The sequence below is a fragment of the Massilia genomosp. 1 genome (genome assembly GCF_011682185.1).
In the GTDB taxonomy this organism is placed as follows: Bacteria; Pseudomonadota; Gammaproteobacteria; order Burkholderiales; family Burkholderiaceae_D; genus Telluria_A; species Telluria_A rubra.
On sequence record NZ_WHJF01000028.1, the window covers coordinates 56850 to 74633 of the forward strand.

General features: G+C 66.4%; 14 protein-coding genes and 2 pseudogenes. 8 read left to right on the plus strand and 8 right to left on the minus strand.

All coding sequences use genetic code 11. The features are described 5' to 3' along the window. The first annotated feature begins 7 nt into the window (after positions 1–7). The 7 genes from F1735_RS13080 to F1735_RS36485 all read left to right on the plus strand — a co-directional run bounded on the left by F1735_RS13080 (position 8) and on the right by F1735_RS36485 (position 8939). Complete coding sequence (locus F1735_RS13080; protein WP_167237335.1) at positions 8–931, plus strand: hypothetical protein; 924 nt, start codon at positions 8–10, stop codon at positions 929–931. Positions 932–941: 10 nt separating this feature from the next. Further along, a complete protein-coding gene (locus F1735_RS13085) occupies positions 942–1862 on the plus strand; it encodes a hypothetical protein (protein WP_167237336.1) in 921 nt (306 codons plus the stop codon). A gap of 17 nt (positions 1863–1879) precedes the next feature. Then, positions 1880–3064 (plus strand): PP2C family protein-serine/threonine phosphatase, encoded by a 1185-nt coding sequence (locus F1735_RS13090; protein WP_167237337.1) that lies wholly within the window; start codon positions 1880–1882, stop codon positions 3062–3064. Then, positions 3061–4515: a serine/threonine protein kinase gene (locus F1735_RS13095; protein ID WP_167237338.1), complete on the plus strand. Its 1455-nt coding sequence runs from the start codon at positions 3061–3063 to the stop codon at positions 4513–4515. Before F1735_RS13090 ends, F1735_RS13095 begins: the two co-directional genes overlap by 4 nt. A 183-nt stretch (positions 4516–4698) precedes the next feature. Continuing rightward, on the plus strand, positions 4699–5799 hold the full coding sequence (locus F1735_RS13100) for an HAF repeat-containing protein (RefSeq protein WP_167237339.1): 1101 nt from the start codon (positions 4699–4701) through the stop codon (positions 5797–5799). A 91-nt stretch (positions 5800–5890) separates the two neighbouring features. Further along, positions 5891–7036 carry a branched-chain amino acid ABC transporter substrate-binding protein gene (locus F1735_RS13105; RefSeq protein WP_167237340.1) on the plus strand — a complete coding sequence of 382 codons (1146 nt, stop codon included), beginning with the start codon at positions 5891–5893 and terminating at the stop codon, positions 7034–7036. A gap of 289 nt (positions 7037–7325) precedes the next feature. Next, positions 7326–8939: a chitinase gene (locus F1735_RS36485; RefSeq protein WP_229505748.1), complete on the plus strand. Its 1614-nt coding sequence runs from the start codon at positions 7326–7328 to the stop codon at positions 8937–8939. A gap of 42 nt (positions 8940–8981) precedes the next feature. On the opposite strand, the gene F1735_RS13115 is transcribed toward F1735_RS36485, so the two are convergent. The 4 genes and pseudogenes from F1735_RS13115 to F1735_RS13130 form a co-directional block, all read right to left on the minus strand. Continuing rightward, positions 8982–10070 carry an energy transducer TonB gene (locus F1735_RS13115; RefSeq protein ID WP_222852985.1) on the minus strand — a complete coding sequence of 363 codons (1089 nt, stop codon included), beginning with the start codon at positions 10068–10070 and terminating at the stop codon, positions 8982–8984. Positions 10071–10186: 116 nt separating this feature from the next. Then, positions 10187–10990: a sulfite exporter TauE/SafE family protein gene (locus tag F1735_RS13120; RefSeq protein WP_167237342.1), complete on the minus strand. Its 804-nt coding sequence runs from the start codon at positions 10988–10990 to the stop codon at positions 10187–10189. 10 nt (positions 10991–11000) lie between these two features. Next, positions 11001–12296, minus strand: a pseudogene (locus F1735_RS13125) (NAD(P)/FAD-dependent oxidoreductase); the annotation flags it as partial. Further along, a complete protein-coding gene (locus tag F1735_RS13130) occupies positions 12248–13129 on the minus strand; it encodes an MBL fold metallo-hydrolase (RefSeq protein WP_167237344.1) in 882 nt (293 codons plus the stop codon). The pseudogene F1735_RS13125 and the gene F1735_RS13130, both read right to left, overlap by 49 nt. A gap of 214 nt (positions 13130–13343) precedes the next feature. Here F1735_RS13130 and F1735_RS13135 point away from each other — a divergent pair, with 214 nt between their 5' ends. Beyond that, positions 13344–14678 (plus strand): sigma-54 interaction domain-containing protein, encoded by a 1335-nt coding sequence (locus F1735_RS13135; RefSeq protein ID WP_167237345.1) that lies wholly within the window; start codon positions 13344–13346, stop codon positions 14676–14678. Between the two features lie 28 nt (positions 14679–14706). Here the strand turns inward: F1735_RS13135 and F1735_RS13140 are convergent, their stop codons facing one another. The 4 genes and pseudogenes from F1735_RS13140 to F1735_RS13155 form a co-directional block, all read right to left on the minus strand. Beyond that, positions 14707–16629, minus strand: coding sequence for a PAS domain-containing hybrid sensor histidine kinase/response regulator (locus tag F1735_RS13140; RefSeq protein WP_167237346.1), 1923 nt, complete (start codon positions 16627–16629; stop codon positions 14707–14709). 182 nt (positions 16630–16811) lie between these two features. Continuing rightward, on the minus strand, positions 16812–17153 hold the full coding sequence (locus F1735_RS13145) for a hypothetical protein (RefSeq protein ID WP_167237347.1): 342 nt from the start codon (positions 17151–17153) through the stop codon (positions 16812–16814). Positions 17154–17178: 25 nt separating this feature from the next. Continuing rightward, entirely contained in the window at positions 17179–17505 is a 327-nt protein-coding gene (locus F1735_RS13150; RefSeq protein ID WP_167237348.1) for a hypothetical protein, read from the minus strand. Positions 17506–17571: 66 nt separating this feature from the next. Then, positions 17572–17784 (minus strand): annotated as a pseudogene (locus F1735_RS13155) (zinc ribbon domain-containing protein); the annotation flags it as partial.

Genomic DNA, 17784 nt, shown 5'->3' on the forward strand with positions numbered 1-17784 from the left:
CCGCACCATGACGATCTCGATCGACGAACTGCGCCAACATGCCGCCGACCTGGAGGCCGACCTCGATGCCCTTGAGCAGCGCGCCGCGGACAGCGCCACCAGGTTCAATGGCGTGGCCGCAGCCTGCGGGCAAACGCTTGTCGAACTGGAGGACGCAGCCGCCGAAATGGCGACGCAACTGCAGGCGCTGTGCGGAACCGCGCAAGCGCATGCCGTCGCCATCGCCGAGATGCTCGCCCCGCTGGCCGCAGCCACCGAGGACGCCATCGACAAGCTTGATACGGCGGACAGCGCGACCCGGGCCGCGCTCAAGTCAGCGCAGGATACCTGCGATACGGCGCGCGCGGCGCTCACCGGAGAAGCGGCCACGGCAGCCGAACTGGCAACGACAATCGACGCCTGGGCGCAGCAGCGCAACAGCGCGCTGCAGACACTCGCCGCCGCCACGGACAAGCACGCCCAAGATGCGCGCACCCATCTCGACCAGCAGTCGTCCACGCTCAAGCAACTCGCACAGCGGACGGTGCAGGTCACCGCCACCGCACAAGGAACACTGGGCGCGCTGCAGGGCGACATGCACGTAGTTCACACACAAGCGCAGGACCAGGTCGACGCTGCGGTCCAGGCCATGTCCGATGCGATTCTTGACAGCGCCAACAAGCATGTCACCGGCCCGCTCGAACGGCAGCTTGCCAAGGCGCGCAACGAGCTGCTGCAAGAAGGCAAACAGGTGCTGCAAGGCATCCTGGCCGACGCCAGTACCGTGATCGCCGAAATCGAACAGCGCGTCGCCGCTCTCGGGCGCCAGGCCTGCGGCGCCGGGCAGGCCATGGGGCCGGAGCGCCAGACACTCGACGCGCTCCAACAACCGATCAAGGAGGCCATGGACCGGGTTCGCGAGATCGCGGCCATCGTTGGCTTTAACATTTAAAGAGGATGCCATGGCCGACGGCGACAACCCCAGCCCCGAAGCGATCGCCGCGAGTGCGCGCGCCATCGATGAATGCCGCGCGCTATGCGCCGGCTATCAGGCTGCATACGACGACTTCGATGAGCGGCTCGCATCGGTGCAAGAAAAGATCGGCGCTTTCAAGGACCGCGCTGCGGCGCGCCTCGACGCCATCGGCCAGGAGGTGGTCCGGATCGGCGAGTCGAGCGAGCAAAAACTGCTGCAACTGACGCACGCCGTTGAGCAGGCGGCCATCAATGCCGGGCGACTCGGCGAAACCCATGCAGCCCGATCGGCCGGCCTGCTCGACGCCCTGGGCGAGCTCGACGCGGCGATCGAAAGCGATCATGCTCTTGCGCTGCAGGAGTGCGGCGAACTGCTGGCACAAACCGGCGCTGCCAACGGGGCGCTCGACGAACATCAGGAGCGTGTACAGCGCAGCTTCGACACCACCATGCCGATCGTCGACGCGGAACTCGCCGCGCGTGCTTCCGCCCAGGTCGCCATCGCAACAGCAGAGGTCGACAGCTTGGACGACGGCATTGCCGGGGGGCTCGACGCGCTCCAGGCAACCGTGGACGGCGCGCACCAGCGCATCGGAGCAACCCTGGCGGAAACGCGGCAGGCGCTGGAATCGCTCGCGTACACGCTGGCGGCGCAGCTGGGCAGCACCGAAATCGCCTTCGCTTCGCTGCACGACAATGAACTGGCGAATTTCCTGCGCGACGCCAGGTCCAGCTACACCGTGGTCAGGCAGGAAACTGGCAAGCTGGTCGACAGTGTCGGCGCGCTCGGCAAGACGGTCGGCGGCGTCACCGACGCGGTGACGCAGACGCAGACCGGACTGCAACTGGTGGTGGACACCCTCGACCGTAGCGCGAAACTGCTCGCCAGCCTGGCGTCGCCCTTCTAGCCGTCCAAGGAGCCTCCATGGCAACGATTACCACGTTCACCGGCGGCGCCGAGCTGGCATTCGGCGCCGCCAGCGACCCTGGCAAGGTGCGTACTTGCAACGAGGATGCGTTCCACCTCGATCCGGCGATCGGTCTTGCGGTCGTCGCAGACGGGGTTGGCGGCGGCAATGCCGGCGCGGCGGCAAGCGCGCTGGCGGTGGCGACGATCGCACGCTGCGCGCGCCGGCACTTGCTGGCCGTGGCCGGGAAGAGCATCAACGCCGCCAGGCTCGACGGCGACACCTTACGCGCGATCCTGCGCGCCGCCTTCGTCGACGCCCACGCCACCGTCCTCGAAGCGGCTGATATCGACCCTGCGCGTTCCGGCATGGCCACCACAGCCGTGGCGCTGTTCATTCACGGCGGCACAGGCATGCTCTGCTGGCAGGGAGATTCGTCGTGTTACCGCCGCAGCCCGCACGGCGAACTCATGCGCTTGACCCGCAACCACAATCTGTCGGCCGCGCTAGGCGGGGACGAGCGCGCCAAATCGGTGCTCACCGCCGTGATCGGCAACGACGGCAACCTGTTCATCCCCGACACCATCGCCATGGACCTCGTACCCGGCGAACTCTTCATCCTGTGCAGCGACGGCCTGACCGATCACGTGTCCGATACCGCGCTGGCCGCCATGGCCGCCGGCGACGCGTCGCCACAGGCGCTGGCGCTGTGCCTGGTCGAAGCGGCCAACCAGGCCGGCGGACGCGACAATATCACGGTGGCGGTGGTACGGACCGCGCATGTCCCGTCCGCGCTCCCCCTGCCGGCAGCGCACGGGCATGCCGGCGGGCGCTGGCTGCGGCAGTGGCAGTGGCGCACCCCGGCCGCCGGACTCGCCCTGGGCCTGGCTGCCGGCGCCATGGCAGGCTGGCAATTGCGCGCGCCGCCTCCCGCCGTACGCGCGGCCCCGGCGGTGCGAGCCGCAGTGCCGGTGGCGCCGTCCGTCAATCTCTCAGTGCCTTTGCCCTTGCCGGCCTCCGCCGGACAGGCGCCCGCTTCTGCATCGCCCGACACACATCCGCGTCCAGCATCGCAGTCCGACCAGCCACACCGGCACGACAACGTTGCCACGCAGCATGGCGGGAAGCGTGCCAGACAGCCAAGCCAGCGCGCAGGCAGGAGCCACGATCACCACCCGAACACTCACCAGGATGCGCCATGAGAGCCGAGAATAACGACGTGCATGTCCCCAACTGGGGAGTCAACAGCCTGCCGCAAGGGACCATTCTCCATAATAAATACGAGGTTGTCGGTGAGCTCGGCAGCGGAGGCTTTGGCATCGTGTACGAGGCAAAGGACCAGTTAAACAGTGGGACAACTGTGGCGATCAAGGAATATTTCCCGCAAGCGATATGCGGGCGCCACGCACTGTCACTCACGATTACCCCCCAGAAACCCAGTGACCGCAACAGCTATCAGAAAGGCAAGGACGCCTTCGTGCGGGAGGCCTACAGCCTCAGGGAAGTCCGCCACTCTGGCATCATTGCCGTTTACGAAACGTTTGAAGACCGGGGCAACATGTATTTCATCATGGAGCGCCTGCAGGGCGGATCGCTACAATTACGGATCGATGCGCAGACGATTCCCACGGCGGAGCAAGCGACGCAATGGCTGCATGCGACACTCGACGCGCTGAGCCATCTCCATGCGATCAACCTGCTGCATCTCGATATCAGTCCATCGAATATCCTGATCAATGATCTGAACAAGCCGGTACTGATCGACTTCGGCGCCGCCAGGCAGGCGGTAGGCAACGAATCGATGCTGCTGACGACGATTGCACGCGAGGGCTATACGCCATACGAGCAATACAACGACTATGCGCTCCAGACCCGATCGCCGGCAACCGATGTCTACGCGCTGGGGGCGACGTTTTACCATTTGCTCTCCGGGGCCAAGCCCCTTCCCAGCCTGGCGCGCAAACTGGGCGGTGCCAAGGACCAGTTGCGGCCGCTTTCCGAGCTCGTCGGGAGCAAGTTCCCCTCTGCGCTGGTCCGCTCGATTGAAACGGCCATGGCGGTCGAGCCCGGGAATCGGTGGAACGACGCGGGGGCGTGGTTGAAAAACCTGGGCACGGTCGGCCCTCGTACCAGGGAAGTCCCGGTCGGCCCTCGTACCAGGGAAGTCCCGCGCGGCCCTCGTACCAGGGAAACCCCGATCGTCCGATTTTCTGTATGGACAGCTGCAATAATTGTTGTCTGGATACTGATCGCCGCTGCCGTCGCCGTTTTCGGGAATGACCATGTTTCCGAAGCGGTAGTGGCTCCTACACCAACGGTCATGGTCGAGCCTGCGCCAGTCGTTCCGCCTGCCCCGCCAATGCCTGAGATTTCCCCGCCCGGGAAGCCGACGGTGCATCTCGAGCTCATCATCCCGAAAATTAACGACGAGGAGGGGGACAAGGCGGTCAAGGCAATGGTGGAAGCGGCGGCTGAGGAGGAGGCCTCGAGAGCGGCTGCGGCTGCGATGGCGGCGTCGGCGGCGTCGGTAGCACCCGACGCAGCGGCAGCAGCAGCGGCTGCGATGGCGGCGTCGGCGGCGTCGGTAGCACCCGACGCAGCGGCAGCAGCAGCGGCAGCGGCAGCGTCAGCGGCAGCGGAAGCAGCACGATAGGGCCGGCAAGCATATTTACAGCCAGGAACGCCGCGATAAAGGGATCGAGCGTCAGGAACGCCAATTGTTTGCGACAACATAGCAAACAACTATTCCACTTCTGCGCAATGATGGCGTATATTTATGGTTAGTTGTTTCGCAACGGCCCGCACCCGCCGCCCATCCCCGACCAAGGAATCCCGCATGCGCCCTGCCCTCCCAGCCTGCCTCGCCATCCTGATCTTGCTGGGAGGCGAAGCCAGCGCCCGCCCCCATCCGCTCGGCATCGCCGCGCCGCCCGGCGAGTCCACCATCGCCTACGACATGAACGCCGCCGGCCAAGTCGCCGCCGTGCTGGAAGATGGCGATGGCAACACGCGCGGGGTGTTGTTCGAAAAAGGCAAGGTCACCGACCTCGGCTCGCGCGGCGGCAAGCACAGCGACGCGCGCGGCATCAACGACCGGGGCCAGATCATCGGGTCCGTGCGCAACAAAAACGGCAGCTGGAACGCCTTCATGTTCCATCGCGACAGCGGGATGCGCATCATCGGCACCTTGGGCGGCCCCAGCAGCTACGGCATGGGTCTGAACCAGGACGGCGTGGCGGTCGGGTTTGCCGATATCCCCGGCGGCGACTGGCACGCCTTCATCGACGATGGCGGCGGGACCTTGCAGGACCTGGGCACCTTGGGCGGCAAGATCAGCTACGCCAGCGGCATCAACAAGCACCGCCATGTGGTCGGCACCGCCGCCAACGAGCAGGGCTTGCGCCACGCTTTCCTGTACACGCCGGCGGGCGGCATGGTCGACCTGGGCACCCTGGGCGGGCGCCAGAGTTCGGCCATGGCGATCAACGACGCCGGCATGGTGGTCGGCGCCTCCGAAACGCGCGAGCGCCGCTGGCGCGCCTTCACGCACGACGGCAAGCGCATGGTCGACCTGGGCGCGCTGATCGGCAACTACAACAGCTTCGCCACCGACATCAACAACGCCGGCCACGTGGTCGGCACCGTGCTGGTGGGCGCCGAGCGCATGTCCTTCGTCTGGCGCGACAACAAGATGACCGTACACCGTGGCGGCCAGGGCTTGCACCTGACCAATGCCATCAACGACCGCGAACTGGTCATCGGCGCCACCTACGACCACGGCATGACCGCCGCCACCATGGCCTCGAACGCCGCCGCCGTCATCACCCGGGGCGGCAGCGAACTGCTGACCCTGATCGCCGCCGTGCTCACCATGGCCGGCCTCGGGGTGCTGTACAGATTGCGCAGCCGGGGCATCGAGATCGACAGCCACGGCTGACATAGGGGAAAGCCACAGGCGCGCGTAACTTTCCTGCGTGGTATGCTGCCCGATCTGCGGCGCTCGGGCCGCGTCAACGATAAAGGTAGTTATGCGGTTCAGTTCAAGATTGGTGTTGCGGGCGAGCGTGCTCGCTTGTATGGTTGGCGGCGCGGCGCAGGCCCAGGATGTGATCCGGATCGGGCACGTGGCGGCTACCTCCGGCGCCATCGCCCATCTCGGCAAGGACAATGAAAACGGCGCGCGCATGGCGGTCGATGAGCTCAACGCCAAGGGCGTCGTCATCGGCGGCAAGCGCTACCGCGTGGAACTGCTGGCCGAGGACGACGCCGGCGATCCCAAGCAAGGCACGACCGTGGCGCAAAAACTGGTCGACGCCAAGGTGCGCGGCGTGATCGGGCACCAGAACTCGGGCACCACCATCCCCGCCTCGAAAATCTATTACGACGCCGGCATCCCGCAAATTTCGCCGGCCGCCAGCAACCCCAAATACACGCGCCAGGGGTTCAACACGGCGTTTCGCAATATTGCCAATGACGAGCAGCTCGGCGCGGCCCTCGCCCGCTACGCGGTGCAGGACGGCAAGGCAAAGCAGATCGCCGTGATCGACGACCGCACCGCCTACGGCAAGGGCTTGGCGGACGAGTTCGTCAAGAACGTCAAGAAGTCAGGCGGCGCGCGCATCGTTGCCCAGCAGTTTACGACCGACAAAGCCACCGACTTCAACGCCATCCTCACCGCGATCAAGGCCACCAAGCCCGACCTGATTTTCTTCGGCGGCATGGATGCCGTGGCCGGGCCGATGCTGCGCCAGATGAAGCAGCTCGGCATGCCGGTGCGCTTCATGGGCGGCGACGGCATGTGTTCCGACTCGGTGCCCCGGCTGGCCGGCGACGGCATGGCCGACGGCCAGGTCATCTGCGCCGAAGCGGGCGGGGTCGAGCCGCAGCAGCAAAAAGGCCTGGACGCGTTCCGCGCGGCCTACCGCCGCCGCTTCGGCGTCGAGGTGATGACCTATGCGCCGTACGCCTACGACGCCATGCTGGCCATGGTGGCCGCCATGCAAAAGGCCGGCTCGCCGGACCCGGCGGTGTACCTGCCGGCCCTGGCCAAGGGCAGCTACCAGGGCATTACCGGCGTGGTCGCCTTCGATGCGCGCGGCGACGTCAAGGATGGCAAGCTGACCTTGTACACCTTCAAGGGCGGCAAGCGCCAGCGCGTCGCCGTCATCAAGTAAGTCCAGCTCGCCCCAGGCGAGCCCGGAAGCGGCCATCAGCGCCGCTTCCGGCGCCACCCAGCACCCTCCCCCGATGACCTTCAACTGCCCTGCCGCGCGCCGGCTGGCGTTCTGCCCTTGTCATGCGCCTTGATAACGGGCGGCATCAAGCATTGCCGGAGGTAATAAGTTGGTATTAATAATTTTCAATTTGGTATGCATATACTCGATTAGTGGTGTTATATTGGTATTTGTTTATTGCACATAAAACATCTTCAAGCCGCTCGACATCCCCACAAGGAGTTCCAAATTGAACAAGATACTCATCCATAGCCTCATCGTCAGCCTGCTGGGCGGCTCGCTCGCCGCTTGCGGCGGCGCCGGCACGAACCAGTCCACCGGCACGCAGTCATCCCAGAGCAAGATGCTGGCGGCAACGTCGGTGTGTTTCGCCGAATGGAACAGCGCAAGCGTGTATGAAGGTGGCAAATCGGCCAGTGTCGCGGGCGTCAATTACACGGCGGCGTACTGGACCCAGGGCGCCAATCCGTCGACCAATAACGGCGCGGCCGGGACCGGCAAACCATGGACCGTCAGCGGCGCATGTGGCGCCAATCCGACACCAACCCCGACACCAACCCCAACCCCGACACCGACACCGACCCCGACGCCGACCCCGGTTCCGACGCCAACGCCGACCCCGACGCCCGCGCCGACCCCGGCCGCCTGCGCGCTGTGGGCGGAAGGAAATTCGTACACCGCCGGCCAGGTCGTCAGCTATCTTGGCCTGTCGTACAAGGCGCTGGTGACGCATACGGCATACGTCGGCACCAACTGGAATCCAAAGGATTCGCCAACGCTGTGGAGCGCCGGCGCGAGCTGCGCGACGCCGACACCAACCCCGACTCCGACTCCGACTCCGACTCCGACTCCGACACCAACACCGACGCCGACCCCCACCCCGACGCCCACCCCAAGCGGGCTGGCAAAACACGCGCTGGTCGGCTACTGGCACAATTTCGCCAACCCGAGCGGCAATACCTTCCCGATCAGCCAGGTCAGCAAGGACTGGGACGTGATCGTGGTGTCCTTCGCCGATAACGCCGGCAACGGCAACGTCAGCTTCACGGTCGACCCGGGCGCCGGCAGCGAAGCGCAGTTCATCGCGGACATCAAGGCCAAAAAAGCCCAGGGCAAGAAGGTGATCCTCTCGCTGGGCGGGCAGAATGGTTCGGTCTCGGTCGGCTCGACCGCCGAAGCGAGCAATTTCACCAATTCGCTGCACGCGATCATCGTCAAGTATGGTTTCGACGGCATCGACCTCGACCTGGAAAACGGCGTCTCCCAGGGCGCGGCGATCCAGACCTACCTGCCGATCGCGGTCAAGAACCTGAAGGCCAAGGTCGGCCCGGGCTTCTACCTGTCGATGGCGCCGGAATGGGTGTATGTGGAAGGCGGCTTTACCAGCTACGGTTCGATCTGGGGGGCGTACATCCCGATCATCAACGCGCTGCGCAATGAACTGACGGTGCTCCATCCGCAGTATTACAACAACGGCGACATCTACACGCCGTATGCGAGCGGAGCGATCAAGGCCGGATCGACCGACCAGCTGGTGGCCACGGCCAGGATGCTGATCGAAGGCTTTACCTACGGCGGCAACAACTTTGCCGGCTTGCGCCCGGACCAGGTGGGCTTTGGCGTGCCGTCCGGCAGAAGTTCGGCCGGGTCGGGCTTTACCACCACGACCGATGTCAACAATGCGCTCAACTGCCTGACCCGCCTGCTCAACTGCGGCACCATCAAGCCGCTCAAGGCGTATCCAGACTTCCGCGGCGTGATGACCTGGTCGATCAATTGGGACAGGTACGACGGCTATCACTTCTCGGCACCGGTCAAGGCAACGCTGAAAACGCTGCCGTAAGCACAGTCCTGAAGGGGCGCGCCACGGCCCCTTCAGGTCGCATCACTTCGCCAGCGGCGGCCGCTGCTGGACCACCACCTCGCGTTCCTCGATCAGCTTGCGCTTGAGATTGGCCCTGACCTTCTCGTAGCTCGCCGTTGCGACCGGGCGCGTCTCTTCGATGTCGATCACATGCCAGCGGCCATTTTTCGCACGCACCGGCTGCTGCAGCAATCCCGGCTCGCCCTGTGCCTCGATAGCCTCGGCAATATCCTTTTCCATCTCCGCCACGCGCATCCAGCCGAGCTGGCCCGCGCGCTTGATCACTTCCGGCAGCTTGGTACGCTTGCGGATGTAGTCGACGAAATTGGCGCCGCCGTTCAGCTCGCCGATGACCCGGCCCGCTTCCGTTTCGGTGGCAAAATCGATCTGCGCCAGCTTGTAATCTTTCGGTCCCAGCTTCGGATCGGTCTGCAGCTTGTACAGCGCGCGCACCTTCTCCTCGCTGGCGCCGGCGCTGTCGAAGGCCAGCGGCACCAGCACCGCGCCGGGCACCGCCACGCCGTCCAGGGTTGCGCGCCCGAAGCGGCATTGCGCAACCATCTCGAGCGCCTGCTGGTCGGCCAGCGGCTCGCCGCTCGACAGTTCGATCTTGGGCGCGGACGGCGCGCCATCGGCGTCCACCAGCACGCGCACGGTCATGTTCGGCGCCAAGCCGTCCAGCTCGGGGAACTGGATCAGTTTATTGCGGCGCGCGCAAAACTCGACCGCCAGGCGCGCCGGCGTGTACGCACCCTTTTCGGCGGGCAGCTTCCAGGGCACGCTGAGCACCCACGGCGTGCCGTCGGCACTGGTGGCCGGAACCGTGCAACTGGTCGCCAGCGCCACCGAGGCGCTGTCGAGCACCGCATAGCCGCTCTCGCCGACCACGCCGGCCACGCGCACCTTCTTGCCCGGCACCAGCTGGACCCGGCTCACGCCCTCCATGCGGTAGCGCACGGCTTCGGCCGGGTAGACTTGCGCTGCGCAGGCCGACAGGGCCAGGTCGGCCGCCGCCGCGGTGGACAAGGGCACGGCCAGCGCCAGCAGCATGGCGGCGGTTGCGGATAGCACGGGGAGTTGGCGGGCGCAAGCGCGCAGCGTTCGATACATGGCAGACCTCGGTGTGGGTAAAGGCGGAAATTTCCGGCTTGAAACTCTAGCTGAAAACCACGCCAACCCTCAAGATATTTTTATGACAACGCCGGCAATCGTGCAAAACAACCACACTAGACGTAGAACGTAGCGCGGACCAGCAGCGCGAGCGCCACCAGCGCCGACACCAGCGCGAAGCCCTGTTGCAGGCGCGCGGCGGGCAGGCGCGCCGCCACCAGTCGCCCGGCGCCCATGCCGGCCAGCGCGCCGAGCGCAAACGGCACGGCGACGGCCCATTGCAGGTGCCCGGTGGCGGCGCTGGCGGCCACGCCCGCCATCGACACCAGCGCGATCACCGCCAGCGAGGTCGCCAGCACCGATTGGGTGCCCAGGTCGGTGAAACGCTGCAGCGCCGGCACCATGACAAAACCGCCGCCCACGCCCAGCAAACCGGACAAGCCGCCCGCCACCAGTCCGCTCCAGCACAGCGCCCGCGCGCACGGGGCCGTCCAGTTGAGCTTGCCGCGCGCGGTGTCGAGCCGGCACGGCGGCGGCTTGGCGCGTTCGGGCGGCGCATCGCCGCCGCAGCGCGAGCGCCGCCAGGCGCGCAGCGCCACGTACAGCAACACGATGGCGAAGACGGCCGTCAGCGGCCGGTTCGGCATGCGCTGCGCCAGCCACAAGCCGAGCGGCGAACACAGCACCCCGGCCGCGGCCACCAGCAGCGCCGCCTTGTAGCGCACGGTGCCGCTGCGCAGGCCCATGCCCGCACCCAGGCTGGCCGCCAGGCCCACCGCCAGCAATCCGATCGGCCCCGCTTCGGCCATCGACAAGCCGGCGCCGAACACCAGCAGCGGCACAGCCAGGATGCCGCCGCCGGCGCCGGTCAGCGCCAGCACAATGCCGACCGCAAAGCCAAGCAGCGCGACGAGCGTCATCGGGCGCGCCTCACGCGGGCGCCACCGCCGGCCTGGCCAGCCACTCGCGCCCCTTGAGCATGGCGTGCCAGTACAGCGGCGGCAGGATGCGCTCCTTGAGCAGCCACGCCAGCCGCGATGGCCGCGTGCCATCGATCAGCCAGGATGGAAAACTCGGCGCCAGCTTGCCGCCGTACGTGAACTCGGCCAGGACGATCTTGCCGCGTTCCACCGTCAGCGGACAGGCCCCGTAACCGTCGTAGCGGGCCACGCCGGCGCGCTTGCCGAGCGCCGCCAGCACATTGTGCGCGACCACCGGCGCCTGCTTGCGCGCCGCCGCCGCCGTCTTGGCGTTGCCGGCATTGATGGCGTCACCGAGCGCGTGGATGCTGTCCCAGCGCTTGTGGCGCAGGGTGGCCGGGTCGACCTCGATCCAGCCGGCGCCATCGGCCAATGGGCTGACCCGCACGAAGTCCGGCGCCACCTGGGGCGGCACCACGTGCAGCAGGTCGAACGGGCGCGTGATCGTCTCCTTGCCGCCGTCGGCATTGAGGCGCGCAAACGTGGCGCGCCGCGCCGGGCCGTCGACCGCCGTCAGCGTGTGGCCCAGTTGCAGGGCGATGCCGTAGCCATTCACGTAGTCCATCAGCGCCGGCACGTACTCGGGCACGCCGAACAGGACCGGCGCGGCGCTGCAAAAGTCGACCCGCAGCTGGCCGGCCACGCCGCTGCGCTTCCAGTGATCGGCCGCCAGGTACATCGCCTTTTGCGGCGCGCCCGCGCATTTGATCGGCGCCGGCGGCTGGGTAAAAATGGCCTGGCCCGCGCGCAGGCTGCGCACCAGTTGCCAGGTGTAGGGCGCCAGGTGGCCCAGGTAGTTCGAGGTGACGCCGTTGCTGCCCAGCGTCTCGCGCAGGCCGTCAATCGCTTCCCAGTCGAGCTTGAGCCCCGGGCACACGATCAGTTGACCGTAGCCCAGCATGCGATAGCCATCGAGAATGACGGCATTGCGCTCCGGTTCGAAGGCCGCCACCGCCGCCCTGATCCACTTCACCCCGCGCGGAATGACCGAGGCCATGGTGCGCGCCGTCTGCGCGGCGTCGAACACGCCGGCGCCGACCAGGGTCCAGCCGGGCTGGTAGTGATGCACCTCGGCCGGGTCGACGATGGCGATGTCGAGGCCCGGCGCGCGCGCCAGCAGGCTGGCCGCCGTCGCGATCCCGGCGGCGCCGCCGCCGATGATGAGCACCTCGTGCCGGTCCATGACGCCCGCCGCGCTCACAGCGCGTCGATCGGGATTTTCAGGTAGCGCTGCCCGTTCGACTCCGGTTCCGGGAAGCGTCCCGCGCGCATATTGACCTGCACCGACGGCAGGATCAGCGCCGGCATCGCCAGGGTGGCGTCGCGCCGGGTGCGCATGGCCACGAATTCGTCTTCCGTGACGCCGCCGCCGACGTGGACGTTATGAAAGCGTTCCTCGGCCACCGTGCTGACAAAGCGCACCTCGCGCCCGCCGGGCTGGTAGTCGTGGCACATGTAGAGCAAGGTATCGTCGGGCAAGGCGAGCACCTTGCCGATCGAACGGTACAGGGTGAGCGCGTCGCCACCCGGAAAATCGCAGCGCGCGGTGCCGTAGTCGGGCATGAACAGGGTGTCGCCGACGAACGCGGCCAGGCGAGCGCCGTGCCCGACCACATAGCTCAGGCAAGCCGGCGTATGGCCGGGCGTATGCATGACGCTGCATTCCAGGCTGCCGATGCGGAAGGTCTCGCCGTCCGCGAACAGGTGGTCGAACTGGCTGCCGTCGCGCGCCATGCCGGCCCCGGTATTGAGCAAGGCGCCGAAGACTTCCTGCACGGCGGCGATGTGGCGGCCGATGGCAGTTTTGCCGCCCAGGCGCTGTTGCAGGTATTGGGCGGCGGTCAGGTGGTCGGCATGGACGTGGGTTTCCAGTATCCACGCGACCTTGGCGCCAAGTTCGCCGACCCGCGCAATGAGCCGGTCGGCCGAGGTGGTGGCCGTGCGGCCCGATTTCTGGTCGAAGTCGAGCACGCTGTCGATCAGGGCGCAGCAGTGCGTCACCGGATCGAGCACCAGATAACTGACAGTGCTGGTGGCGGCGTCGAAAAAACCTTCGACCTGGAATGCGGCTGTGCTCATGCGTGGGGGCTCTCTCGTGGATACCTTGCAGGACGATGCAAAACGCATGCCAGAGCGCAAACGGGCGGAAATCTTGATCGATCTCCTTGATTTGTTAAGGAATTTATATGTCGCAAGGCGTACACCCGGCTGCCAGCCGACTGCCACATGGCAGTGCCGCTTGACAGTCATGGCAGTGCTGCGCCACCATGCGCCCCTGACCAGGAGCTTCCCCATGCCCGACGACCCGGCGAAACCAGCCTCGATTGCCCCCCATTGCGCGCAGGTGCAGTCGCTTGTATCGTTCCTTGAACACGAGGCACAGCCGATGATCGTGCTCGACCCCGACTACAACATCCTGGCCGCCAACGACGCTTACCGGCGCCAGTTCGGCGCCGCCGGCAAGCCGTTCATCGGCCAGAAGTGCTACCGCGTCTCGCATCACTACGAGCTGCCGTGCGACCAGGCGGGCGAGCATTGCCCGATGAAGAAGGCGCGCGAGCTGCGCGGGCCGGACCGCGTGCTGCACATCCACCACACGCCGCGCGGGCCGGAACACGTGGACGTGGAACTGCGCCCGATCTTCGATGAACACGGCGCCATTACCGCCTACGTCGAGCGGCTCTCGACGGTGCGCAGCGCCTCGGCGCAGCCCAGCGGCGACGGACTGGTTGGCCGTTCGCCCGCCTTCAACCAGGCGCTGGCCGCACTGCAGCGGGTGGCGCCGTCGATGCTGCCGGTGCTGCTGCTGGGAGAATCGGGAACCGGCAAGGAGCTGTTTGCGCGCGCCGTGCATGCCACCAGCGCGCGCGCGGGCGGCCCGCTGGTCGTGGTCGACTGCTCGGGCCTGAGCGAGACCCTGTTCGAAAGTGAATTGTTCGGCCATGAAAAAGGCGCGTTCACCGGCGCGGCGCTGCGCAAGCCGGGGCTGGTCGAGACGGCCCAGGATGGCACCATCTTCCTCGATGAAATCGGCGACGTGCCGCTGGCGATGCAGGTCAAGCTGCTGCGCCTGATCGAAACGGGCACCTACCGCCGCGTGGGCGGGGTGGAGACCCTGCACGCCAATTTTCGCCTGGTGGCGGCCACCCACAAGCGGCTCGACGAGATGGTCGCGCGCGGCCAGTTCCGCCAGGACCTGTATTACCGCATCAACGCCTTCCCGATCGAACTGCCGCCGCTGCGCGAGCGCGCCGACGATATCGCCCTGCTGGTCAATTCCTTCCTCGCGCGCCCAAGCGCCATGCGCACCGTGAGCATCGATGCGGCAGCGCTGGCGCAGTTGCAGCGGCGCGCATGGCCGGGCAATATCCGCGAACTGCGCAACGTGCTCGAACGCGCCAGTCTGTTCGCCGACGATGGCGTGATCCGCGTCGCCCACCTGCCGCCGGCGCCAATGCAGCCCGAACCGGCGCCGAAGGCCGGCACCGGTGAGGTGGCCGATGTGTTGACCAATGCGTTGACCGATGCGCTGGCCGGATTTGCCGGCACCCGCAGCGAGCTGGCCGCTTACCTGGGCATCAGCGAGCGCACCTTGTACCGGCGCCTCAAGCGGCAGGGCCAGGCCTGAGCGCTGAGGCGGGCAATCGACGCTCGCCCTAGGCGACTTCCGCCAGCACGTCCATCAGCCGCCCGGTATCGACCGGTTTGACCATATGCTGGTCGAAACCGGCGGCCTGGCTGCGCTGGCGGTCGCTTTCCTGCCCGTAGCCGGTAATGGCCACCAGCAGCGCGCCGCGCGTGTGCGGATGGCCGCGCAGGCGCGCCGCCAGGGCGTTGCCGTCCATTTCGGGCAGGCCGATATCGAGCAGGCAGACGTCGAAACGGGCCGTTTCGATGCGCGCCAGCGCGTCCCTGGCCGAATGCTCGACCGTCATGCGGTGCCCCGACGCGTCGAGCAGCATGGCCAGCATGGCGGCGGCGTCGACGTTATCGTCCACCACCAGGATGTCGAGCGTGCGCGCTTGTCCGGCCACGCGCCCGGGAGCGTGCGCCGCCACTAGCGCCTCGCGGCCGTCGCACAGACGCGGCAGCGAGACGCTGAAGGTGCTACCGGCACCGGTCCCGCCGCTGACACAGGACACCGTGCCGCCATGCATCTCGACCAGGCTTTTGACCAGCGCCAGTCCCAGACCCAGGCCGCCAGCGGTGCGGTCGGACGTATGCTCGGCCTGGCTGAACAGATCGAATACGCGGCACGCCAGCTGGTGCTCCATGCCGATGCCGTTGTCGGCCACACTGAGCGTCACGCGCTCGTCATCCATGGCGATGAGCAGGTCGATCTTGCCGCCATCCGGGGTGTACTTGGCGGCGTTGTTGAGCAGGTTGCCGACGATTTGCACCAGCCGCTTGGCGTCGCCCAGCACAGTGCTGGCCTCCGGCGGCACATGGATGCACAGTTTGTGCCCGCGGCCGCGGATCAGCGGCCCGCTTTGCTCGACGGCGTCGGCGACGATGTCGCGCAGGTCGAGCGGGGCCGTGTCGAGCTTGACCACGCCGCCGGTCACGCGCGACACGTCCAGCAGATCGTTGACCAGATGCGTCATGTGGCTGACCTGGCGGCTGATGATTTCGCTGGTCCTGCGCACCCGCGCCTCGTCGAACTTGCCTAGTTTGAGCAGTTCGGCGGCGGCGCCGATCGGCGCCAGGGGATTGCGCAGCTCGTGCGCCAGCATGGCCAGGAATTCGTCCTTGCGGCGGTCGGCGTCGCGCAGTTTGTCTTCGGCCAGCTTGCGCGCGGTGATATCGGCGATGGTGCCCACCAGTTGCGTGCGCGGCTGTCCTGCGCAATCATGGGGCCGGCCATGCAGCTCGACCCAGCGCACCGACCCGTCCTTATGCAGCACCCTGCCCTGAAACTGGAAGCGCAGGTCGCCCGCCACGCTGGCGGCGACTGCCTGCGCAAACCGCGCCATATCGTCAGGATGCAAAAAGTCGGAAGCAAAGCGCGCCGCGTTGACGGGCTGCTCCCCGTGAGCGACGCCCAGGATGTCGTAGGTATGCTCGTTATCCCAGGTGACCTTGTCGGAAACCGGGTCCCAGGTCCACAAGCCCAGTTCGGCCGCGTCGGTGGCCAGTTGCAGGCGTTCGACGCTTTGCCGCAGTTCCTCGTCGGCCTGGCGCGCGCCGGTGACATCGCGCGACATGACCAGGATGCGCTCGGGCTGGCCATCGGCGCCGAGGATGGGGGCGACAATCACCTCCCACCATTTCGGCGTTCCCTTGGCAGTCTGGCAGAAGGCACCGAAGCGGCCGGTGCCGCCGCTGCGGGCGGCGTCGAGCGCCGTCAATACCGTGGCCGCCGTCTCTGGAGGCCACCAGCTGGCCCAGGCCAGGCCGACCAGCGGCGCGAAATCGTCGATTTCCATCGCGCACTGGCCGTTCCTGTTCATAGCCAGCATGCGACCGTCCACGTCGAGCACTTTGACGCAATCGGGACTGCTGTCGTAAATGGCGGCGCCGATGTCCGGAACGGCGGGTGCAGGGGGGACGACACTGCTGGGAGAGAGGGAATCGGACATGGCGGGAATCAATTCTTTTCGACGAGCACAAGCAAAGCGGCTATGCCGTGATTCTACCGATTTGACACCGAGCTTCAGTACGGTAGCAAACATAACCGCAAGCCTCGGCGCCGCCATGGCAAGTCAGCCGTGCGCTACGTCCGGCAAGCGGACCAGCATCGGCTAAAGCGTGCAGGCACGCTTTAGCCGATGCTCACGATGCCGTTCTCTCCATACGGCGTCGCCAGTTCGATCGCTTCCAGGATATTGCCCAATCGAAACTCCCAATAAGCTCGTTCCTTCTCCTCGAGAAGCCCCAGCATGACGTGCGCCTCGCGCTTGAGGATGGCCAGCTCAGCTCCGCGCGCTTCGACCCACATCTCGGTAGCGAGCAGCGGAAACAGGACCAGTCCGGCGGCAATCGCCTTGTCGCCTGCGTAGAAGGAATACCGTGTGCTTTCAACGCCGCCAAGGGCTGAGCTCAGCGGCAAGTCGACCTGCTTGCCGTGTTCATCGATGTAATAAGCGTCAATCCCAAGTGTCATGTGTTTTTCCGAAAGTGGACGCCGATCATGTTGACCACGCCCGTTGAAAGACGACGGTCCGTTTCGGCTTCCAATAACCTTGCTTGGAATCTTCGTCGAGATGCGACGCCCGCCACGCGTCTTGCAGGAAGCCGGGGAGATGCTCAAGCACGCCCAGCAGGTCGGTGCGGTACAGGATGGGCTCGTCGATCCGGGCGTTGCCATCCGACGACGCAATGTGCAGGCACGACACCGCTTCCCCCGTGCTGTCGCAGTAGGCGAGCGCCACGATACGGTCAATGGATACGTAACGGATGCGGCGCGCCTTGTGCAGCGGGCGATGGTAAATGAACCCGTCATCCGCCAGTTCCACCCCGTAGATCCAGACATTTTGCGGCAGCAGATGAATGCCGCCAAGGACCTTGACATCCTCCCCGCCCTAAAGGAAGGGGATTCCTACGGCGCCGCGTGATGATCTACGGGTCGCTTCGGTGGGTTCCTGCTTCATCGAGCGGCCTGACTGCACCGACTCTCCACAGGCCAAGACGCGATGTCCTCGCGCTAAAACATTCATCGCGCCGACCACATCGGCGTGATTTTCGTAGCCACAATCGACGCACAGAAACGACGCCTGAGTCTGCCGATTGTCTTT